The organism is Gracilimonas amylolytica (genome assembly GCF_002911695.1).
Lineage (GTDB): Bacteria > Bacteroidota > Rhodothermia > Balneolales > Balneolaceae > Gracilimonas > Gracilimonas amylolytica.
Map to the genome: position 1 here is coordinate 440,712 of NZ_PQBS01000037.1, position 20,856 is coordinate 461,567.

Sequence of the window (20,856 nt, forward strand, 5' to 3'; positions counted from 1 at the left end):
AGTTTTAATAGTCTATCTGTGTGTTGGTTTTGATGTAATCAATAAATTTTTGTTGAGTATCTTCATTCTTGAAGGCACCCCGGTACTCTGCCGTGATGGTGGTACTTCCATGATCCTTGATACCGCGGGTTGAAACACACAGGTGCTTACTGTCAATAAAAACAGCCACATCTTCCGTATTCAGGGCAGCCTGTAATTCGTCAGCAATCTGAAGGGTCAGTCTCTCCTGTACCTGTGGCCGGCGCGAGTAGTAATCCACGATCCTGTTGATCTTCGACAACCCGATCACTTTTTTACCCGAGGGGATATAGGCAACGTGTGCCTTTCCGATAAACGGAAGAAAGTGGTGCTCGCAAAATGAAGTCACCTGAATATTTTTTTCGATCAGCATGCCATTATAATCATAGCTGTTACTGAACTGACGGGCAACGGGTTTATTTTTGGGATTGAGTCCCTCAAATATCTCTTTGACATACATTTTTGCCACGCGATAGGGAGTACCTTTCAAACTGTCATCTTCAAGATCCAAGCCAAGTGCTTTCATGATCTCTGCGAAATGTTCCTGAATCACTTCGATCTTTTCGGCATCACTTTTCTCAAAAGCGTCGTCTCTGAGTGGAGTTTGCACGGAGGTACTTACGTGGTCTTCGCCGATCTCTTCGGCAGTGATCTTATCTAAATCCAATGTTTTCAATATTTCGAGTTGTGTTTATAACAATAACCAGGTATCGTTTTCGCCTGTTAAACAGAACCATAAAGTTAAGGGTTCCAAGTATTAATTGACAGCAGTAGAATTTCGAACATTGAACAAGGAACATAGCATTTTGAAGTTTACTATTTTGGGAATTGAGATAGTAAACAAGATATTTACCTGAACGAATAATGAATAACGAATAACGAAATGATCAAGCATATCGTAATGTGGAAGCTGAAGGATGTGGTTGAGGGTAAGACCAAGGCAGAAAATGCTGAAACCATGAAGAAATTACTGGAAGATCTTCCCTCAAAAATTGATGAGTTGAAGTCAGCAGAAGTTGGTATCAATATCCTGGAGGGGAATGAGGATGCTATCTGCGATGTGGTTTTGACTGTAAGTTGCTCAAATGAAAAGGATCTGCAAGCCTATGCGGTGCATCCGGATCATCAGAAAGTGGTGTCCTTCATTAAGAAGGTGGTGAATGAGCGCAGGGTGGTGGACTATGTTCAGTGAGCAGTGAGCAGTGAAGCAGTAAGAAGTAATAATAAATAGGTTTTGAGGAGGGTTAGCCATATGCCTGAGATGGAGACGGTTGAGTTGCCGATAGATGGAACATTGGATCTGCATCATTTTAAGCCACAGGATCTGGGAGACCTGATTCCTGATTATATTGATGAGTGTTTGAAGAATGAGATCTATTCAGTTCGGATCATTCATGGAAAGGGGAAAGGTGTACTCAGGCGAACCGTTCACAGCTTGTTAGACCGTAATCCAAATGTGGAATCATACAGTTTGGCCAGCGACCGAAGTGGCTGGGGAGCAACTATTGTTGAGTTGAAGCTCCTCAGTTCAGGATGAAAGAGAGTGGTTCGTTGACCCGCATCGCCCAATATTGCTCCTTGTGATCGTGACCCTCAAATTTTTTGGTCACCCAGTTTTCACCATGGATGTAACCCTGTTTTTTCATCATCTCATCAACCTGATTCTGATAGACCTCATATTCTGCATCCAGTCCCTTGGTCCCAAAATCAAAATAGATCTTATGGGTTTCAGGGTCCGGTAAAGTGGATGGAATGTAGCTCAGGAAGTCGTTATCACCATTGTCTGCCACCGGCCAGTGCGTTGAAAGGCAGGCTGCAGCCCCAAATACATCAGGATATTCCAAAATGGCATACAGAGAAATGAGTCCGCCCATGCTTGAGCCCATGATCGAGGTAAACTCGGCTTCAGGTTTAGTGCGATAGGTTTGGTCAATAAAAGGTTTGAGTTCCTGAACCATAAACTTCAGATAATCATCGGAGATCACATCCTCATACCCTAAAGATGGCTGATCATAAGGTTTTTGAGGCATGTATTCTGCAAAGCGGGTTTCCCCGGTATTCCATGAGGCCACTACAATGGTTTTCTGAACTTCGTTTTCATTGATCAGATTTGTCAGGACCTCATCAACCATCCAATCGTTACCATTGTAGGAGGTTTCGGGATTGAAAACATTTTGCCCGTCGTGCATGTATAGTACCTGATAGGCTGAATCTTCTTCTGCATAGCCAACCGGTAACCACACTTCCACATTTCTCGTTGCCACAAAATCTGACTCAAAGTCTTCATGGATCTCCACGGTACCGGTAATACCCTTATATGGGTTTTGAGGTTCATTTTCGGTATCTGAGGCACAGGACGAGAACAACAAGGCCAAAGTTAGCATTAAAAGGAGTGATCGGATCATCATAATAGACGCTTGAGTTGGTTTTTCTCAAAATTATGGAAAACCTGAGCCGCTTAAAAGAGGAAGTGAGAAGAATCACGACCATGACGTTCGCAGATAAAATTAATTCAAAAGAGTTTTGACTATGACTGTAAACTCAGTGTTAATATGCCTATCCTTTGATCAAGGCTACTTTTAATTAACATCCTATATGAATAACGACCCAAAACAAGAACTAAGCGATCGGTTCCTGCAAGAAATTGAAAAACTGGAACGGCTGATCAGGGAACTTGATAAAGCGAGTACCCGGTTTTCTTACATAAGAGGAGCCTATTTTGTGGTATCCGTATTGGCGTTATATGCTGTTTCACAAACCGGCAGCGATGGACTCTTTTTTAGTGCCTTATTAGCCTTGTTGGGTGGATTCATTTATCTGATCTCACGCCATAAAAAGATCACAGATCATAAAGATCAGCTGAATTTTTTAAAGGAAGTCAAGCAGCAGCAGATCGGCAGGATAGAGCTGCAATGGGAAAGGTTGCCGGCCTATACTTTTGACAGAGATCTGACCGGACACGCGTTTTCAGATGACCTACATATTACCGGTGAGTTTTCCATCCATCATTTGTTAGATACCTCTATTTATAAAGGGAGTTCGGAGCGACTGGCTGATTGGCTGCTCAATGAGGAACCTGACATTGAAGCAGTGAAAGAAAGACATGAATTAGTGAAGGAGCTTATGCCGCTGAACAGCTTCAGAGATCGACTTCAGGTTCAGGCCTATATATCACGGCAGGAGGAATCGGACAAAGATTGGAATCTGGATACCTTATTAAGGTGGATGCGGGAACCTCGTGAAGTGAAATTTGGGATGAGCCTGGCCATACTCAGTCTGTTATCGGTAACGAATATCGTATTATTGATCACCGCTATATCAGGGCTAACCGGTCCCTGGGTACTGATCACTTTTTTAACCTACCTGGGTTATTACAACTTCAACAGCCATAAAATAGCCGGATTATTCGATGCAGGGTATCAGATCGACAAACAAATGGGGCGATTTGGCAAGATCTTGTTATACATAGAACAATATCAGTTTAACAAGGGCTCTAAACTGTCTGATTTTTTATCAAATTTTCAAAATGAGGATGAATCCCCTTCATACTACCTGAAGAAAGCCTCACGCCTGGCGGGGGCGGCTTCCCTGCAAACCAATCAGGTGCTGTGGCCCCTGGTGAATATGGTCCTTCCCTGGGATATGTATTTCTCAATGAAAATGGAAGCCCTTAAAAAGGAACTGGAACCCAAATTAAGTAAGTGGCTGGATGATTTCTATGAACTGGAGGCTTTAAACTCGCTGGCTAATTTCGGATACCTGAATCCTTCTTATCATTTCCCAGATTTTGAACCGAAAGAAGGTATTGTTCTGGAAGCCAAAGACCTCGGTCACCCATTGATCCATCATTCTGAAAAAGTGACAAACAATTTTACCGTAAGCTCAGGTAGCGATCTGTTTTTGATCACCGGTTCCAACATGGCCGGTAAAAGTACATTTTTAAGAACCGTAGGGGTGAACCTGGTGCTTGCTTTTGCCGGGGCTCCTGTGAATGCTTCTTCCTTTACAACGCGCAATTTCCGGGTGTTTACCAGTATAAATGTGAAAGACTCATTGGAAGGTGGCTTGTCTCATTTTTATGCTGAGGTCAGAAGATTGCGGAAGTTGCTGGATGAATTGGAGGGTGAGCATTCCGTACCCTTGTTCTTTTTTGTGGATGAGATCTTTAAGGGAACCAACAACCGTGAACGGTTTCAGGGTAGTACGGCCTTTTTGAAGAACGTGGCCGGCAAAAATGGTGTTGGGATGGTATCTACACATGATCTGGAACTGGCATTCCTGGAAAATGAAATTTCGGGACTAAGTAACTGGCATTTTGCAGAAACCATAGAAAATGGTAAAATGAGCTTTGAGTATAAAATAAAGAAAGGGCCTTGTCCCACAACAAATGCCCTTAAGATCATGCAGATCGAAGGTCTGCCGATAGATTGATCACTACAGACATTATATGAGGTTTCGGATTCTTAGTCAGTATGTATAACGACTAAGAGCTAAATAATAGCTAACAAAGAAAAATGAGGGAACAATATGGTAGATACTGCACTTCAGAAGTACTCCTGTTATAACAACTTCACAAAACCTTCACAAAACAGCTGAATTATCGTTTTAATAAGTATTTATTATCCAATAATTTGAGAGAATAAATAATTAAAAATTCCTCTTCATTTTTTCTTCATTTTGAGAGGAGATATTGATAACGAATTCAAAAACAACCATTCAAAACAAACCAATGAGGTCAACATGTTAAGAATTCTATTCACATTAATGTTTGCGTTCAGCACCATGCTTGTTTCTGCTCAAAGTTACAGTATAGATGTTGAAAACAGTAAAGTAGTAATAGACGGTACATCCAATGTACACGACTGGGAATCGGAAGCTGAGCAGTTCTCAGGTAACGCGACCATAGAAATTGAAGAAGATTCACTTATTTCCATTTCAGATCTGCAATTCAACGTTGTGGTAGATGGGATCAAAAGTGGTAAAGGCGGCATGGATAGCAAAACCTATGATGCCTTAGACAAGAAGAAGTACCCAAATATCACATTTGTACTTTCTGAAGTCACTTCAATAAACGACAGTTCACTATCAGCAACCGGTGACCTGACCATATCCGGAGTCACAAAATCTATTCAAATGGACGTTGAATATGAGATTCAACCGGACGGCTCAGTACTATTCAAAGGTACACAAAATATAAATATGAAGGATTATGACGTAGATCCGCCAAAAGCCATGTTCGGAGCCATCAAAGCCGGCGAAGAAGTGGATGTGATCTTTGACGCCAAATTCATTCAATAACACCTTTTTAACTAACCAACAACTAACTAAACCTTTAAGGTCATGAAACTAGCAAATAAATATATCACGACAGTGCTTGTAGCGGTTATTATGGGAGCTTTCTCATTCTCCTCGCAAGCTCAGGAACGTAACAACATTCAATATTATACCCCGCCTACCAAGGCAGGATTGAATGTATTTGAAGCCCCATTTACTACCGACAAAGAATTTGACGGTGTGTATGTAAGAATCGGTGGTTCTAACACACTTCAATTCCAGGGTTTAAGTCACGAAAATGACGCAAACAATCTATCTGATTTACAGTCAAACTTTAACCTGGCTACTTCAAATCTCGATTTTGATGTTGCTTTAGCTCCAGGTATGAGAATGCACCTTCGTACTTATCTGTCTTCACAACACCATACAGAAACTTATGTTAAAGGTGGTTACTTACAGTTAGACAGTTTTGATTTTATTGAAGAAGGTTTCTTAGCTGGACTTTCTGATCACCTTCGTATCAAAGTAGGTCACATGGAAAATAACTATGGTGACACTCACTTCAGAAGATCAGATAACGGTGCAGCTATTTTGAATCCTTTCGTAGGTAACTATATCATGGATTCTTTTACCACTGAAGTTGGCGGTGAAGTTTACGTTTACTCTGGCGATATCTTTGGTATGGTTGGTGTGACAAACGGAAAATTGAACCAAAGTACTAACGAAGAAACGATCAAAACCAAGCCTTCTTTCTTAACTAAAATTGGTTATGACAGTCAGGTTAATGATGATCTTAGATTTCGTCTGACCGGTTCATTGTTCAGAGTATCTCAAAGTTCTTCTATCTATCTATACTCTGGTGACCGTGCCGGTACACGTTATTACAACGTTATTGAGCCAGATAACTTCCGTGCAGGTAGATATTCTCCTACATTTACTGTATCCAGTAGAGCACCAGGTGGCCCAATTGCAGGTGAAATGACTGCAATCATGATCAACCCATTCGTAAAATTCCAGGGACTTGAATTCTTCGGAGTATTTGAAACTGTAACTGGTCAGATCGATACAGAAGCAGACAGCCGTACCTTCACACAGTTAGGTGCTGAGCTGCTCTACAGATTTGGAATGGATGAAGACTTCTACTTAGGTACACGTTACAACACCGTATCTGGTGAAGAAGTTGGTGGCAATGATATCGATATAAACCGTATCAATATTGGCGGTGGCTGGTTCATGACTGATAACGTAATGACCAAACTTGAATATGTAAAACAATCATATGATGGTTTTACCGGAGATTATGCCGGTGCAGAATTTAGCGGAATCATGTTAGAAGCTGTAGTAAGCTTCTAATATACCGACCTCATAGGAAAAGGGCGCGCTGTGAAAGGCTCGCCCTTTTTATGTTCGGTAATCGCTAAAGCCGAATGGTCAGGATCACAGATCCGGCCGTTCGGCTTTTTTTGTTTGTGGGAATCAACAGCCGGATTCATTGTATAACCCAGCCCCCCCCGTAGAGACACGATGAACCGTGTCTCTACGGGGGGGCTGGGTGCGTTTAAAGATCCGGTGTTTAAAATAATTGTATCCTCCGTCTTTAAACGTATTTATTATATTTGAACGGATCGATTTAAATCATATCAAAGATCATATTCATGAACCGAAAACCTTCAGCTTTGCGAATATCCAGTTTTATACTCCTTTGTTTTTTAATGATATCCTGCCAACAAGAAAATAGAGATAGCCAAATGGCTGAAAGCCGGAACAACCTTATGGCGATCAGTGGTATGGATAAGGTAGATGAGGGAGCATACCTGGCGGTGTACGACCTGAAAAGCTTTGAGGAGGGTAGCAGACTGTCTGTGATTGAAGTTGATCCGGCATCAGGCATAAAGGTCCAACCTGTGCTAATCAATGATTGGAAACATGAAGACGGGGCCGGCAGTGATCTTGAATCGGTGTGCCGTTTACCTGACAGGGAAAATGAGTTTCTGATCGCTGAGTCCGGTAGGTGGGATGGGGAGTATGGGAGATTGTTCCATCTTAAATTGGTCAATGCTTCCTCATCGTACAATGCCGACATATTAGGCGTCATTGAATTGCCTGAATTTGATGCAAAGGGACCGGATGATCCTGCAGGAGATGAGATCGAAGGATTGGCTTGTTTTAGCACTCTTAATAATGAATTGATCGTGCTTTTTGGGGAACGAGGAGGTTCTGATGCCTACACTGATGGTTTGATCCGATGGGCCCAAGCTGATCTCAGGAGTTACAAGTTGAAATGGGCAACTGAGGGTAAAACGGGCGTTGCTGTAAATGCTCCGGGCAATTGGACAAACAGTAGCTTGAACAGGGATATTTCGGGATTACATATTGATGAGGCTCTAAATATCTGGGCTGTGGCATCAGAAGAGTTGGGAGAAAACGGTCCGTTTAACTCGATTGTGTACCGTATTGGAAAGGTTAATGGAGATAACAATAAACCTGTGATATTATCTGACTCGTTGGAAGTGTACAAGGAACTTTCAGGTTTTAAAGCAGAAGCGATAGCTGCCGGAACAGATTCCATTCCGGGTAGCCGGCTTACTATAGGAACCGAGGATGAACAGCTTGGTGGTACTTGGAGAGTCCTTAATTAATTCGAGGTCAGGTCAGTTTGCAAACGGGCTCCGTACGATCACCAGGTCAAACTGAATATCGAGTTCGTCTTCCACTTTTATGAGTCCGAACATGGGGGAGGGAGGTTCAAGCCCGAAATCGGTCATTCTGAGGATCTTATTTCCACCTACTGTAAAGCTTTCTTCACTGCTCGAAAACGAGTTTAGAGGAACCGTGTAATATCTTTCGGTGCCCGCAATTCGGATCGTGACCTTTGCTTCACGGGGAATCAGGCTGGTGGAATCGGAGACCACAAGTTCATTCAATATGATCTCAATAAAAGGGAACTCTTTATATTTAAGTGTACTTTTGAAATCACGGTTGATGGCACGTTTTCCACAGTCAAATTGGTCGATCTCCAGGTTCAGGTTCACCCCGCTTACCTGAACGGTATCACCGTTGACGGAGTAGGAATAATCCAGTGAATCTTTCTGTAATTCATGTTCAGATTCACAGGAAAATTCATTTACGTTTGATTTTCCTTTAATGCTTAACTTACTGCTGTCTCTTAGCTGAACCTGTCCATCCTGAGCAAGCGTTAGGGCAGGCAGAAGCGCGAAAGTCACAACCAACAATGTTGACAGCGTTTTCATCATACTCATAGTTTTGGCGGGATGTTAGGTATCTATTTTAAATTTTATATGAACATACGAACTTAATGACAAAAGAATTACTGGACGCAGCCATTGAAATTGCCCGTATAGGCGGGGACCATACTCTTAATTATTTCAAGAAAGATATACATATTATTTCTAAAGATGACGATACACCGGTTACGATCGCAGACCGGGAAACCGAGCAGATCCTGCGAAAGGAGATACTAAGCCGTTACCCTGATCATGGGATCGTTGGCGAGGAATTTGGCACAACAAACGAAGACAGCAATATAACCTGGGTACTCGATCCGATCGACGGAACCAAGTCGTTTATTCACGGAGTGCCATTCTATACCACACTGATCGGTGTTTTAATGGATCATGAACCGGTAGTTGGCATTATTTACGCACCGGCTCTTGATGAATTGTGTGCAGCCGGCATTGGATTAGGGGCTACCTTTAACGGGAATCCTTGCCATGTGAGTGAGACGAAAGAACTTAGTGAAGCTACCTTTTTGGTAACCGAGATCGATCGATTCCGCGAGATGGGACAACAGGAGTTGTTTCAGGAACTTTTGGACCGCACAAGGCTTCACAGAACGTGGGGTGATGCCTATGGCCACATGATGGTAGCCACGGGGCGTGCCGACCTGATGTATGATCCCGAATTGAATATTTGGGATGCCGCTGCGTTACTACCGGTAGTACAGGAAGCCGGAGGGGTGTTCAGTGACGTAAAAGGTGAACAAACCATACATTCGGGCAATGGTTACTCCACAAACGAATTTTTATATCCCGAGTTAAAAAAAATCTTTGAAGAATACATTTCAGAATGAAGAAATCAATAGCCACTATTTTATTTCTATTTGTCTTAAGCAGTCATGTTATTGCGCAAAATGAAGGTACGGTATGGCAGTATTCGGCCTACCCGAATCTTCCTTACTCCATAGAAAAACTTGACCTGGAGATGAGTATCGACCCACAGGAACCGATGCTGATCTCGGAAGGTACGTTTACCCTTGTTTCAAGATATTCTGAGTTGACGGAGGTGGTATTTAACACCGCAGAGTCACAAATAAAAAATATTATTGTAAATGGGGAAGAAGCAGATTTTACGGTCTCATCAGATTCCCTGATCATTGCATTGAAAGATACCTTACCCACGGGAGCTAAAGCTGAAATAACAATTGGCTGGACCTCGAACTCCCGTTATGGAATCAAAAAGGATGTATATGGTAACTTATGGTCATCCCTAAACCCCAAAAGTCGCCGGTACTGGATCCCTTTACCTGATCATCCGGAAGTCAGTTTCCCAATGACCACCACTTTTACCATACCAACCGACCTATCGGTAATATCTCATGGCAGTAAGGTAACCGATGAGCTTGCTTCCGTGGATCAAAAAACGGTTCAATGGAATTCGGAAGAAGATATTCCGGTCAGTGGATTGACGTTTGTGCTTGGAAATTATGAAACCATCAGTGCCCGGGCTGGTGTCAAGCAGGTATCTCTTTATGCAAACGAAAATGCACTATTGCCTGAGGTGCGAGAGGGTTTACTTGATATTGCGGTAAACACCCTTAAAGATCACGAAGAAAAATTATCGTTTGAATATCCATATCGTTCTATGAATGTGGTAGTTCTGCCTGATCATCAGTGGGAGGAAGTACAGGCCGGAGCCGGAGTGATCTACCTGTACCAAAATCTGGGTTCATTATCCACTCAGCTTAAGCGTGGTATAGCGGCTCAATGGTTTGGTAACTATCATCGATACCTGAATACTACTGACGACCGGTACGAGTTTCTGAAAGTACTTTTATCCGGAACTGATGAAACAGAAGCATTAGTAAACAGTGATGATCTTCAATCCATCCATCGCTGGAATATCTGGGAGAAGGGGGTAGATAATATGAATGATATCCAACTCAAAGAAGTGATCGAGGGATCGTTGGGTGAGATGGTTCAGCAGTTTGAAGGGGTAACAGGCTGGGATGATTACGCCGATCTGTGGTATGATAAAGTGGGTATGTATTGGGAGTCGTTGCCTCAGCCGGAGGTTTTTGAAACTGAAGAGACCAACGAATCAGGAAGTGATCCGGTTTACAATGTGGATTATATCTATGATGAATTGAACGGCAGCTTGCTGTTGGCGTTTGAAGCCGTGGAAGCCCCAATTGAAACATTGGTTTCTGTAAATGCCACAGCCTTCAGTTTTACCGACACTACCACAACAGAGCTCAGTTTTACCGGCGCTGAAGATACGGTGGGTGTGAACCTCTCTTCCGGGATCGATTACCTGACCATCAACACACCGGATCATCCGGATCTCGTCCTGAACGAAACCAAACCCTTTATGTTCTGGATCGGACAGTTAAGGGATCAGGATCCTGATAACAGAATTCAGGCCGCAGAGTCTTTGAGGGCTTTCAGTGACAACCCCGACCTACAGCTGGCACTGAGAGATGTGATGGGACAAGAGCAAAATGAAGAAGTCAGAGCGGCCATGCTCGAGACTCTGTCGTCCATCACAAAAGATGCCACCGGAACCGAAGAAACTTTTATCAGCTATGTCAATTCTGATAACATTGCCACGCAACTTTCAGGATTGAAGGCACTGGCTAATTATGAAGGAAATGAATCTGCCGCCTACACGATACGAAACAAACTGATCAGAACTGAGGAGGATACAGTGTTCAACACAGGCCTTCGTTCGTATGTTCAAATAGCACCACTAAGCGATGTAATAAGTTTGGCAGAGAGATTTGAAGGAAGCGATAATAGCGATGACAAAGCTATGAAGATTCTTAAGTCTGTAGTAGGAACCGATACAACCGGTTCAGCTCTGCAGTTATCTGACCGATATGCCCTTGGTCAGTTTCCTTATGATCTCAGAAAAGAAGCTTTGCAACTGTTAATAGCACATAATAAAAGTTCAGATTACTGGAATGAGACCCTGAGTGTGTTAAAGGAAGACCGTGATGCACGCATCAGATATCATGCTTTAGAAGCTGTAAGATATCTTGATCCCGCCCAAAGGGATGACTTGTTATCATCCATGCTGAACGAGGAACTTGACCCAAGAGTGATCCGCAAGATCAAATCTTTCATGAACTGATCCGGAGATACAGAGAAGAAAACCATAGACTATAAAAAGAAAAGGGTAAGACGAACATCTTACCCTTTTGAATGCTATTCAGTTAATAGTGTATTATTGCCTGATCCACTTAGCCAGGTCTTTGAAGCTTGGCTTTTTTCCGTACATCAAAATGCCCACACGATAGATCCGTGCTGCCAGCCACATGATGCCGAAGAAGGTCAGGATCATCAGCAGGATCGAAACAATGATCTGCCAGGCCGGTACCGAAGTAGAGGCAATTCTTGAGATCATATTGATCGGTGAGGTTAGGGGAAAGATGGATACAAATATTGATAAAGATGAATCCGGTGCCTGCATAACCTTGGTATTAAGGAAGTAAGCAATAAAGATCGGTAAACCCACGATCGGCATGAATTGCTGTGTGTCCTGCTCATTATCAACAGCGGCACCAATGGCGGCAAATAGGGCACTGTAGATCAGGAAACCCAGGAAGAAGAACAGCAGAAAATAAATGAATATAGCCGGCTCGATCACCAGGTTATCCAGCATAGCCGGGTCGAAAGCTTCGCTGGCGGCTTCTTCGGGAAGGGAGTCCATTTGTGCATCCACGATCATGGCTGCAATGGGAGCTGCTGCAATGGACAAACCCGTGTAAAACAGGATCCAAATTCCAAACTGTGTCAACGCGATCGAGAGAACCCCGAATAACTTACCAAACATCAGTTCTATAGGTTTGACGGAGGAGGCGATCACTTCCAGTACGCGGTTGGTCTTTTCTTCGATCACGCTGCGCATGAGTAAGGCTCCATAGAAAAAGATCCCAAAGAATATGAGGAGCCCCAGCACAAAGCCAAGAGCAGAGGCAAATACCGTGTTATCCTCTGATTCTCCCTCTTCGGTCAATTTGATGGCTTCAAGCCCTGTTCGTGTATCAAAGATATCCCGGATCTCGTCCGATACATTCTGTCGGGTTAGGCGTTCTTCCCGAACGGCTTCCCTCAGATCGGATCGTACAGCAGACAGAAAACTAAGTCCACCACTACCGCCATGTACCAGGGTTGGAGATTTGGAGTGCTCGATCACAGAATCTGATAGCACGATGTAACCATCCAGTTCTCCCGCCATCACCTCATCCCTGAGCTCTTCAATCTCACGGTCGCTGACATCGAAGTAGCGGGTTTCGTTAAGTTCTACGAGTCGTTCCACCAGAACATCGGTTTCATCCAGGATCCCGATCCGTTTTTCAACTTCCGTTTCAGAGATACTGATGAACACGATGATCCCCATAAAAGCCACAAAGGCAAGGGGAGTCAGTGCGGTAATGATGATGAAGGATTTACTTTTTACCCGGGTCAGATATTCTCGTTTCAGTACCAGCCAGATCTTATGCAAACTCATTATTGGATCTCCTCTTTTTTGATGTTGTCTTCTCCAACTGTGGAAATAAAAATGTCGGTCAGTGATGGTTGGATACGCTCAAACTTATGGATCTCAGCATGATCCATCGCCAGCTTCAGGATGTCCTGCATATTCTGATCATCCAGCACCCGTATCTCCGCAAAGTTTGTGGATCGGTTATTTATTCGAACATTTTCAAGCTTGTCGAGGAATGAACCATCCCCGTCGAATTCAAGATTGATGGTATTTTCACCAAAGGAAGCCTTGATCTCCCGCAGGTTACCGCTCAGAACGGCTTTACCGTTGTTAAACAGGCAGATGTCATCACACATTTGTTCCACTTGCTCCATGCGATGCGTAGAGAATAAAATGGTCTTACCGTTATCTCTCAGTTCAATGATGATCTCCTTCAGCGTTTCACTGTTGATGGGATCCAATCCACTGAATGGTTCATCAAAAATATAGATGTCGGGGTCATGTGCGATCGTGGCAATGAACTGTATCTTTTGGGACATCCCTTTCGAGAGCTCACTGATCTCTTTTTTCTTCCAATCAGTCGCATCAAATCGGTCGAGCCAGTAATTGATGGCTTTTTTGGCATCATGACTGTTCATGCCTTTCAGCTGGGTCAGGTACATGAGCTGATCAAAAACCTTCATTTTCTTGTAAAGTCCCCGTTCCTCTGGCATGTAGCCGATCATTTTTTGGGTCTCGGGACTTGCCTCTAATCCATTGATCAATATTGATCCGGTATCAGGGGTCAGGATGTAGTTGATCATCCGTATGGTGGTGGTTTTGCCGGCTCCGTTTGGGCCAAGTAACCCGAAGATCCGGCCTTTTTGAACTTCAAAACTGACATCGTTGACCGCCTGGGTTTTACCAAACGATTTACTGATGCCATTTACGTTTATTACTGCCATATGCACTGTTATTTTTAAATGGAAGTTGTGGGCTCAGATGATAAACAAAATGATGGAAGATGCAGAATCATAATTAATATTGAACCTCATATCTGCTCATTACCAAATCATTTAATTTTGTCGATTAAGCCCTTAATTATTTTGGAAGATGCCCAAAGATTGCTTATTTCCCGTTATAAAGAAGTAAACGAATAATCAGGAAGAAGGTTACACTAAAATGCACATCGTTCATCTCAGTGCAGAATGTTATCCCGCTGCCAAAGCAGGCGGACTCGCAGATGTTGTTGGTTCATTACCCAAATATCTGAATCAGATCGGGCTTCATTGTGAAGTGGTTATCCCGAAGTATCATAACCCATGGATAACTGAACAAAACTTCGAACCTGTTCATGAGGGAACCTTTAAAATGGGGGCTGAGGAGGTGCCATTTTCGGTTCAAAGACTAAAAGATGATAAACTCGGATTTCCTTTTTATGTGATCGATATCCCGGGGAAATTTGACCGGCCCGGAATTTATATTGATCCCTGGTCGGGGCACGGATACTGGGACGAGCTGGAACGCTTTGTGAGTTTTCAGATCGCCTCGCTGGAGTGGCTGAAGGTACGCGAAGAGCAACCTGATCTCATCCACTGCCATGATCACCATACGGGGTTGATCCCCTTCATGACCTCTCAGTGCAATCGCTACCGGGATATGAGTGACATTCCGACGGTTATCACGGTTCATAACGCAGAATATCATGGTGTGCATGATATTGAGAAGTACCGTTTGTTACCGGCTTTCAATATTGATCAACTGGGATTGTTAGACTGGGATGGCAGGCTTAATTCGCTGGCGGCCGGGTTGAAATGTGCATGGAAGATCACGACAGTTTCCAATAATTACATGAGTGAACTGTCTGAGAGCAGTAATGGTCTTGAAATGTTGTTTCAGCAAGAAAGACCGAAATCGACGGGTATTGTAAACGGTATTGATACGGAGGTCTGGGATCCTGCGACAGATGAACTGGTTGAGCATAACTTCAGTCACCGCAATCGAAAGAAGGGTAAAAGCCTCAATAAAAAGTTTTTATGTGAGCATTTTGATCTGAACCCTAAGCATCCTACGGTGGCATTTATCGGACGTTTGGTTCGGGAGAAAGGGGCTGATCTATTGCCTGATCTGTTCAGGCAGGTGATATATTCTGATCAGGAAGTTAATTTTATTTTACTGGGAACGGGTGATCCACAGTTGCACCAGATATTTACTCAGATGGAAGGCGCTCATATGGGGTATTTTGATGCCACGTTGGAGTATAATGAGAAGCTTGCCCATCAGATCTATGCCGGCTCAGATTTCATCATTATGCCCTCAAGGGTTGAACCGTGTGGGTTGAACCAAATGTTTGCCATGCGATATGGAACGGTACCAATAGTAAGGGCCGTTGGAGGATTAAAGGATACGGTAAAAGATATATCAGAAGAAGACGGCTATGGGATCACTTTTGAGGATTTTAGTTTGGAAGCAGCTTCAGAGGCAATCAGTCGGGCTGTAGATCTTTACAAAGATTCTCAGAAATATTCAGACGTCTTGAGTAGAATTATGAAGCTGGATTTCTCCTGGAAGCGTTCGGCCAGGGAATACGAGGAAATGTATAAGTCATTATTAAAGAAGTAATAAGGGTATTATGAAAAGTTCATCCGTTATATCAGTCATATTAGGAGGGGGAAGAGGAACACGCTTATTCCCATTAACAGATCATCGGTCCAAACCGGCCGTACCGGTTGGTGGTAAATACCGTTTGGTGGATATCCCGATCTCAAACTGCCTTAACTCAAACATCAGACGGATCTATGTGCTGACACAATTCAATTCAGCCTCGCTGAATCGGCATATCAAGAACACCTACAATTTTGATGTGTTCAGCAGTGGTTTTGTGGATATCCTGGCGGCTGAGCAAACCCCGGATAACACCGGTTGGTTTCAGGGAACGGCCGATGCAGTTCGCCAATCTCTTCACCATATGGCCAACCACGAACATGATCACGTGCTGATCCTTTCAGGTGATCAGCTCTATCAGATGGACTACCGCAAGATGCTAGAGCGCCACAAGGAAAATAATGCTGATTTGACCGTCGCTACCATTCCAGTTAATGCGGAGGATGCCACCGGTTTTGGTATCATGAAGACCAACAAAGAAGGTGTGATCGAAGATTTTGTGGAAAAGCCTTCCATTGAAGAATTGGATGGATGGAAGTCGGAAGTCCCGAATCAGTACAGCTCTCAAGGCAAGAACTACCTGGCATCGATGGGGATCTACATCTTTAATCGTGAGGTGCTGAACAAACTTTTTAGTGACAATCCCGATGCCATCGATTTCGGAAAAGAGCTGATCCCGAAATGTGTGCACGGCGACCAAAAAGTATGCAGCTATGAGTTTGGAGGCTATTGGACCGATATCGGGACCATCAAATCATTCTTTGATGCCAATCTATCCCTCGCTGATACGATTCCGGAATTCAATTTGTATGATAACGAAAATTTCATCTACACAAGAGCTCGTCTGCTGCCGCCATCAAAGCTGAGGGGTACCACGCTTGAACATGCATTGGTGGCTGAGGGTTGTATCATTGAAGCAAGCCGCATTGAACGGTCAGTGATCGGGATCCGGTCAAGGATCGGTAAAGGAACCTCCATCGAGAACTCCATAGTAATGGGTAACGATATATTCCAGGCCAGAGAAGATATTGACAATGCCGGACCTGATAAGCCTGCTATGGGAATCGGGCAGCGGTGTTACCTAAGCAGTTGTATCATAGATCGCAACGTAAGGATCGGAAATGATGTGCGGATCGTTGGTGGTGACCACCTTGAGGATGGTGATCACAAATACCACTATGTGAGAGATGGGATCGTGATCGTGAAAAAGAAAACCACCATCCCGGATGGGACAACGATCTGATTTCTGAACAGATCCAAAATTTTAGATAAAATAAAAGCCTCAACCCGAAAGGGAAGAGGCTTTATAGTTTCTTAAGCGAACTAAAGGTTTTATGCAGTTTCCAGCATTTTCTTCAGTGTCATTCCGATCTCAGCAGGACTGTCAACTACTGTAATACCTGAAGCAGCCAGAGATTTTTTCTTCTCCTGGGCAGTTCCTTTACCGCCTGAGATGATAGCACCAGCGTGCCCCATACGTCGCCCGGGAGGAGCTGTTGAACCTGCGATAAAGGCCACAACGGGCTTATCACAATTTTCCTTGATCCATTCGCCGGCTTCCTCTTCAGCGGTACCGCCGATCTCCCCGATCAGTACGATCGCTTCCGTATCCGGGTCATCGTTCAATAACTTAACGGCATCGAGGTGAGTGGTTCCGATAACCGGGTCACCGCCAATACCGATGGCTGTGCTTTGCCCCAAACCTTCTTTGGTGAGCTGGTCAACAGCTTCATAAGTGAGCGTTCCGGAACGGGAGATCAATCCAACCTTACCGGGAGTAAAGATATTTCCGGGCATGATACCAACTTTGGCTTCGCCTGGTGTAATAACACCCGGGCAATTAGGGCCGATCAATGTGGCACCGTGACTCTTCACGATCTGCTTGGCCACGATCATATCCTTGACCGGAATACCTTCGGTAATACAAATTATGGTTTTGATGCCTGCAAAAGCTGCCTCGGTGATAGCATCACCTGCAAAGGCAGGGGGCACAAAAATAATGGATGTGTTGGCATCTGCCTCTTTAACGGCATCAGCAACAGTGTTAAAAACAGGTCGGTCTAAATGGGTTTGTCCGCCTTTTCCGGGAGTTACACCACCAACTACATTGGTGCCATACTCGATCATTTGCTCCGCATGAAAGCTACCTTCACTACCGGTAATTCCTTGTACGATCAGGCGGGTATCATTTCCAACTAATACGCTCATCTTGTCTTTTTTGAGGTTCAAATTTGGGGTTGGGAATATAGCATCATTAAGAGCGAATTGAAATGCTTATTTGTAAATGAACGTATAGTTTTGACAGGGAGAAGAAAATTTTTCGATGAACCTCGGTCGATACTTAGTAAATCTCATCATACTTCAAATGAACTACACAAATCTGATTTATGTTTAATGTGTGGATACAAGAAAATCATAAACAAGGAGAATTATGAGTCTTAAGAATAAAACCCGCAAAGAACTGGAAGCAAAGATCGAAGAGATAGAGCGACTCATTCATAAAAAAGGGGTAGGTTCTGATTATTTATCACGTGCAGAAAGAATCCAAAGAGATCTCAACCTTGCACTAATTTTAGGTGGAACCGCAGCCATATTGGGAGCAGCTGCCTGGAGCATCTATAAAATGAGAGGCGAATAAAGAGAACCGATAAATACTCTTTAAATAAAGATCGATTTTAAGTCTGTTTTAAGAATTTTAAAGTTTTCATAGGCAATCTTTTCCTTCTTTTATTGTTTTTTTGTTGGTTGAATGTATCTTTGAACCGACCAACAAAATTTATCAAGCAATAAATATACCTTCCTATGAGACGATCCTTGTACGTAATTCCATATTTAATTTTAGCCCTGTTTTATACTTCAGGGCATGCACAAACAACAGCTGACGGCGAAGCTGAACCCATGCAGGGTTTTGCCCGGGCCGTTGACATATCCAATGATGTAGTTTTTATTGGGGAACCTTCTAATTATCATCAGCCGGGTATTGTTTACCTGTATGCCAAAAATGGTTCGGAATGGATGGAGCAAACTCAGCTTCAGGCTTCTGACGGTAAGATAGGCAACAATTTCGGCGCGGTACTTTCTGCTGATGCAAATCAATTACTAATAGGTGCACCCGGCGCGAATGAGGGTAATGGGGCGGCCTATTATTTCCAAAATGAAAATGGAGAATGGAGTGAAAAAGGCATGCTCTCACTTGATGCAGAAGGCACCTCATTTGGTTCGAGTGTACTACTGAAAGGCGATCATGCTTTTATTGGTGCTCCTGATCATGCAAATGGTACCGGCGCGGTTGTTGTGTACCAAAACAACAATGGAGACTGGAGCGAAATGGCCACTATTGTCAATCCTGATACAGCCGGTTCCGGATTCGGTTCAACCCTGGCGATGGCAGATGGTGAACTGGTTGTTGGAGCCCCACAGCGTTCAGGCGGGAATGTTTATGTATTTGAGAATTCAGGTACTGAATGGAACCTGACAGCCACTCTCAATAGTAACCAGGCTGATGAACGCAGCCTATTTGGTTCTACAGTTAACACCAATGGTCAGCAGATCTTTGTGGCAGCACCACGTCAGAACAGTGCTTCAGGAGCTGTATTTGTATTTTCTAAGGATGAAAATAACGGAGAGTGGGCTTCTGATGGTCGCCTGGTCGCCTTTGATGCACAGAACTGGTACATGTTTGGCGGTGCCATCGAGTTTTCAGGCAATAGCGTATGGATCGGGGCACCAAATGCAGATGGCGGAAATGGAGCCATCTACGAATTTAATTCGGATGATTCTGGAAACTGGATCAGTGCTCAGAAAATGAGGTCCGATCAGGAAGAAGGCGCGAATTTTGCCGGAACACTGGCTGTGGATGGAAACATTGCCGTGGTTGGTTTAACCGGTGCAGACTATGGAGCGGGTTCTGCTGCCATCATGGAACAGGATGAGAATGGAAGTTGGTCAACACAAAAAGTATTGATGGGTGAAGGAGATGATATTCTGGAGCCGATCACCGGCGGAGCTGTAGAGTGTGAAGACGGTAAAGCCGGGATCTATGGATGTGAAAATGTAGATCTTGTGGCATTTCTGCCTATCAGTGAGATCGGTGGTGAACGGGGTGTACGCCTGAATGATATGTGGGCCTGGGCCGATGAAGAAACCGGCAAGAATTATGCGATTGTTGGCCGAAATGAAGGAACTTCATTTGTAGACGTTACTGATCCGCAAAATCCGGTGTATATTGGTAATCTGCCAATGACCGAAGGCTCCCGTGCCAATGTGTGGCGAGATATGAAAGTGTACAAGAACCATGTATTTGTGGTTGCCGATAATGCCGGAGAGCACGGCATGCAGGTTCTGGACCTGACCAAACTGCGAGAATTTGACGGAGAACCGATGCTGTTTGAGGAAGATGCGATCTATCGCAACATCAACAGTGCTCATAACATCGTGATCAACGAAAGCACGGGCTTTGCCTTTGCCGTTGGTAGCAGCGGCGGTGGCGAGACCTGTGGCGGTGGACTCCATATGATAAACATTCAAGATCCCAAAAACCCAACATTCGCCGGGTGTTTTGCCGATCCGTCAACCGGACGTTCAGGTACAGGGTATTCACATGATGCGCAGTGTGTGATCTATGATGGTCCTGATGAGGACCACAAAGGCAGTGAGATCTGCTTCGGTTCCAATGAGACTGCCGTTAGTATTGCCGATGTGACCGATAAAGATAATCCGGTAGCTCTTTCAACAGCTTCATATCCGGATCATGCCTACATCCATCAGGGATGGTTATCAGAAGATCAGCGGTATTTTTTCCAGAACGATGAGCTGGATGAACTGTCCGGAAACGTAGATCAAACCCGTACATTGGTCTGGGATGTCAGCGACCTGGACGATCCACAATTTGTGGTAGAATTCTTTGTAGAAAGTCCTTCGTCTGACCACAACCTGTATATCGAAGGGAATACCATGTATCAATCCAACTACTCAAGTGGTTTACAGGTGATCGATATCACGGATCCGGCTTCTCCGGAACGAGTCGGTTACTTTGATTCTCATCCATTTGAGGAAGATGGACCCGGTTTCCCCGGAACGTGGAGTAACTATCCGTACTTTGATGACATTGTATTGATGACAAGCTCCAACGAAGGACTGTTTATCTTAGATACTAATCGGGACGACTAAAACCCATTTAAAATAATCTGGCAACTT

General features: G+C 43.9%; 18 protein-coding genes. 12 read left to right on the forward strand and 6 right to left on the reverse strand.

The window, feature by feature from the left end; all coding sequences use genetic code 11:
* Nucleotides 1-4 precede the first annotated feature (4 nt).
* Nucleotides 5-694, reverse strand: coding sequence for a GTP cyclohydrolase I FolE (gene folE / locus C3B73_RS11475; RefSeq protein WP_103665736.1), 690 nt, complete (start codon nucleotides 692-694; stop codon nucleotides 5-7).
* A 207-nt stretch (nucleotides 695-901) separates the two neighbouring features.
* On the opposite strand from folE, the gene C3B73_RS11480 reads away from it, so the two are divergent.
* Nucleotides 902-1,210 carry a Dabb family protein gene (locus C3B73_RS11480; protein ID WP_103665737.1) on the forward strand — a complete coding sequence of 103 codons (309 nt, stop codon included), beginning with the start codon at nucleotides 902-904 and terminating at the stop codon, nucleotides 1,208-1,210.
* A gap of 60 nt (nucleotides 1,211-1,270) precedes the next feature.
* Nucleotides 1,271-1,555: a Smr/MutS family protein gene (locus tag C3B73_RS11485; RefSeq protein ID WP_103665738.1), complete on the forward strand. Its 285-nt coding sequence runs from the start codon at nucleotides 1,271-1,273 to the stop codon at nucleotides 1,553-1,555.
* Here C3B73_RS11485 and C3B73_RS11490 read toward each other — a convergent pair.
* Nucleotides 1,542-2,426 carry an alpha/beta hydrolase gene (locus C3B73_RS11490; protein ID WP_198597345.1) on the reverse strand — a complete coding sequence of 295 codons (885 nt, stop codon included), beginning with the start codon at nucleotides 2,424-2,426 and terminating at the stop codon, nucleotides 1,542-1,544. The genes C3B73_RS11485 and C3B73_RS11490 overlap by 14 nt on opposite strands.
* A gap of 187 nt (nucleotides 2,427-2,613) precedes the next feature.
* Here C3B73_RS11490 and C3B73_RS11495 point away from each other — a divergent pair, with 187 nt between their 5' ends.
* The 4 genes from C3B73_RS11495 (at nucleotide 2,614) to C3B73_RS11510 (ending at nucleotide 7,931) form a co-directional block, all read left to right on the forward strand.
* Nucleotides 2,614-4,449 (forward strand): MutS family DNA mismatch repair protein, encoded by a 1,836-nt coding sequence (locus tag C3B73_RS11495; RefSeq protein ID WP_103665739.1) that lies wholly within the window; start codon nucleotides 2,614-2,616, stop codon nucleotides 4,447-4,449.
* Between the two features lie 309 nt (nucleotides 4,450-4,758).
* A complete protein-coding gene (locus C3B73_RS11500; RefSeq protein ID WP_157939490.1) occupies nucleotides 4,759-5,316 on the forward strand; it encodes a YceI family protein in 558 nt (185 codons plus the stop codon).
* A 42-nt stretch (nucleotides 5,317-5,358) separates the two neighbouring features.
* Nucleotides 5,359-6,645 carry a hypothetical protein gene (locus C3B73_RS11505; protein ID WP_103665741.1) on the forward strand — a complete coding sequence of 429 codons (1,287 nt, stop codon included), beginning with the start codon at nucleotides 5,359-5,361 and terminating at the stop codon, nucleotides 6,643-6,645.
* Between the two features lie 395 nt (nucleotides 6,646-7,040).
* Nucleotides 7,041-7,931: a hypothetical protein gene (locus C3B73_RS11510; protein WP_103665742.1), complete on the forward strand. Its 891-nt coding sequence runs from the start codon at nucleotides 7,041-7,043 to the stop codon at nucleotides 7,929-7,931.
* 12 nt (nucleotides 7,932-7,943) lie between these two features.
* Here C3B73_RS11510 and C3B73_RS11515 read toward each other — a convergent pair whose 3' ends face one another.
* Nucleotides 7,944-8,546 carry a YceI family protein gene (locus tag C3B73_RS11515; RefSeq protein ID WP_157939491.1) on the reverse strand — a complete coding sequence of 201 codons (603 nt, stop codon included), beginning with the start codon at nucleotides 8,544-8,546 and terminating at the stop codon, nucleotides 7,944-7,946.
* Between the two features lie 62 nt (nucleotides 8,547-8,608).
* Between C3B73_RS11515 and C3B73_RS11520 the strand changes: the two genes are divergently transcribed.
* Both C3B73_RS11520 and C3B73_RS11525 read left to right on the forward strand, forming a co-directional pair.
* Nucleotides 8,609-9,382: an inositol monophosphatase family protein gene (locus tag C3B73_RS11520; protein ID WP_103665744.1), complete on the forward strand. Its 774-nt coding sequence runs from the start codon at nucleotides 8,609-8,611 to the stop codon at nucleotides 9,380-9,382.
* Nucleotides 9,379-11,661: a hypothetical protein gene (locus C3B73_RS11525; RefSeq protein WP_103665745.1), complete on the forward strand. Its 2,283-nt coding sequence runs from the start codon at nucleotides 9,379-9,381 to the stop codon at nucleotides 11,659-11,661. Before C3B73_RS11520 ends, C3B73_RS11525 begins: the two co-directional genes overlap by 4 nt.
* Nucleotides 11,662-11,754: 93 nt before the next feature.
* On the opposite strand, the gene C3B73_RS11530 is transcribed toward C3B73_RS11525, so the two are convergent.
* Nucleotides 11,755-13,041 (reverse strand): ABC transporter permease, encoded by a 1,287-nt coding sequence (locus C3B73_RS11530; RefSeq protein ID WP_103665746.1) that lies wholly within the window; start codon nucleotides 13,039-13,041, stop codon nucleotides 11,755-11,757.
* Complete coding sequence (locus C3B73_RS11535) at nucleotides 13,041-13,961, reverse strand: ABC transporter ATP-binding protein (protein WP_103665747.1); 921 nt, start codon at nucleotides 13,959-13,961, stop codon at nucleotides 13,041-13,043. The genes C3B73_RS11530 and C3B73_RS11535 overlap by 1 nt, the downstream gene beginning before the upstream one ends.
* A 217-nt stretch (nucleotides 13,962-14,178) precedes the next feature.
* Between C3B73_RS11535 and C3B73_RS11540 the strand changes: the two genes are divergently transcribed.
* Complete coding sequence (locus C3B73_RS11540) at nucleotides 14,179-15,618, forward strand: glycogen synthase (protein ID WP_103665748.1); 1,440 nt, start codon at nucleotides 14,179-14,181, stop codon at nucleotides 15,616-15,618.
* A 10-nt stretch (nucleotides 15,619-15,628) separates the two neighbouring features.
* A complete protein-coding gene (locus tag C3B73_RS11545; protein ID WP_103665749.1) occupies nucleotides 15,629-16,903 on the forward strand; it encodes a glucose-1-phosphate adenylyltransferase in 1,275 nt (424 codons plus the stop codon).
* Nucleotides 16,904-16,992: 89 nt separating this feature from the next.
* Here C3B73_RS11545 and sucD read toward each other — a convergent pair whose 3' ends face one another.
* Entirely contained in the window at nucleotides 16,993-17,868 is an 876-nt protein-coding gene (gene sucD / locus C3B73_RS11550; protein WP_103665750.1) for a succinate--CoA ligase subunit alpha, read from the reverse strand.
* A gap of 223 nt (nucleotides 17,869-18,091) precedes the next feature.
* Between sucD and C3B73_RS11555 the strand changes: the two genes are divergently transcribed.
* Both C3B73_RS11555 and C3B73_RS11560 read left to right on the forward strand, forming a co-directional pair.
* Nucleotides 18,092-18,298, forward strand: a complete 207-nt coding sequence (locus C3B73_RS11555; protein ID WP_103665751.1) for a hypothetical protein — start codon at nucleotides 18,092-18,094, stop codon at nucleotides 18,296-18,298.
* Nucleotides 18,299-18,462: 164 nt separating this feature from the next.
* Nucleotides 18,463-20,829, forward strand: a complete 2,367-nt coding sequence (locus C3B73_RS11560) for a choice-of-anchor B family protein (RefSeq protein WP_103665752.1) — start codon at nucleotides 18,463-18,465, stop codon at nucleotides 20,827-20,829.
* Nucleotides 20,830-20,856 lie beyond the last annotated feature (27 nt).

Excerpts from the sequence above, each read along its gene's own strand:
- C3B73_RS11560 (WP_103665752.1), top strand. The coding sequence starts at position 18,463 with ATGAGACGATCCTTGTACGTAATTCCATATTTAATTTTAGCCCTGTTT.
- C3B73_RS11495 (WP_103665739.1), top strand. The coding sequence starts at position 2,614 with ATGAATAACGACCCAAAACAAGAACTAAGCGATCGGTTCCTGCAAGAA.
- C3B73_RS11500 (WP_157939490.1), top strand. The coding sequence starts at position 4,759 with ATGTTAAGAATTCTATTCACATTAATGTTTGCGTTCAGCACCATGCTT.
- C3B73_RS11505 (WP_103665741.1), top strand. The coding sequence starts at position 5,359 with ATGAAACTAGCAAATAAATATATCACGACAGTGCTTGTAGCGGTTATT.
- C3B73_RS11515 (WP_157939491.1), bottom strand. The coding sequence starts at position 8,546 with ATGATGAAAACGCTGTCAACATTGTTGGTTGTGACTTTCGCGCTTCTG.
- C3B73_RS11535 (WP_103665747.1), bottom strand. The coding sequence starts at position 13,961 with ATGGCAGTAATAAACGTAAATGGCATCAGTAAATCGTTTGGTAAAACC.
- C3B73_RS11520 (WP_103665744.1), top strand. The coding sequence starts at position 8,609 with ATGACAAAAGAATTACTGGACGCAGCCATTGAAATTGCCCGTATAGGC.
- C3B73_RS11485 (WP_103665738.1), top strand. The coding sequence starts at position 1,271 with ATGCCTGAGATGGAGACGGTTGAGTTGCCGATAGATGGAACATTGGAT.
- C3B73_RS11540 (WP_103665748.1), top strand. The coding sequence starts at position 14,179 with ATGCACATCGTTCATCTCAGTGCAGAATGTTATCCCGCTGCCAAAGCA.
- C3B73_RS11555 (WP_103665751.1), top strand. The coding sequence starts at position 18,092 with ATGAGTCTTAAGAATAAAACCCGCAAAGAACTGGAAGCAAAGATCGAA.
- C3B73_RS11490 (WP_198597345.1), bottom strand. The coding sequence starts at position 2,426 with ATGATGATCCGATCACTCCTTTTAATGCTAACTTTGGCCTTGTTGTTC.
- C3B73_RS11530 (WP_103665746.1), bottom strand. The coding sequence starts at position 13,041 with ATGAGTTTGCATAAGATCTGGCTGGTACTGAAACGAGAATATCTGACC.
- C3B73_RS11480 (WP_103665737.1), top strand. The coding sequence starts at position 902 with ATGATCAAGCATATCGTAATGTGGAAGCTGAAGGATGTGGTTGAGGGT.
- sucD (WP_103665750.1), bottom strand. The coding sequence starts at position 17,868 with ATGAGCGTATTAGTTGGAAATGATACCCGCCTGATCGTACAAGGAATT.
- C3B73_RS11510 (WP_103665742.1), top strand. The coding sequence starts at position 7,041 with ATGGCTGAAAGCCGGAACAACCTTATGGCGATCAGTGGTATGGATAAG.
- C3B73_RS11525 (WP_103665745.1), top strand. The coding sequence starts at position 9,379 with ATGAAGAAATCAATAGCCACTATTTTATTTCTATTTGTCTTAAGCAGT.
- C3B73_RS11545 (WP_103665749.1), top strand. The coding sequence starts at position 15,629 with ATGAAAAGTTCATCCGTTATATCAGTCATATTAGGAGGGGGAAGAGGA.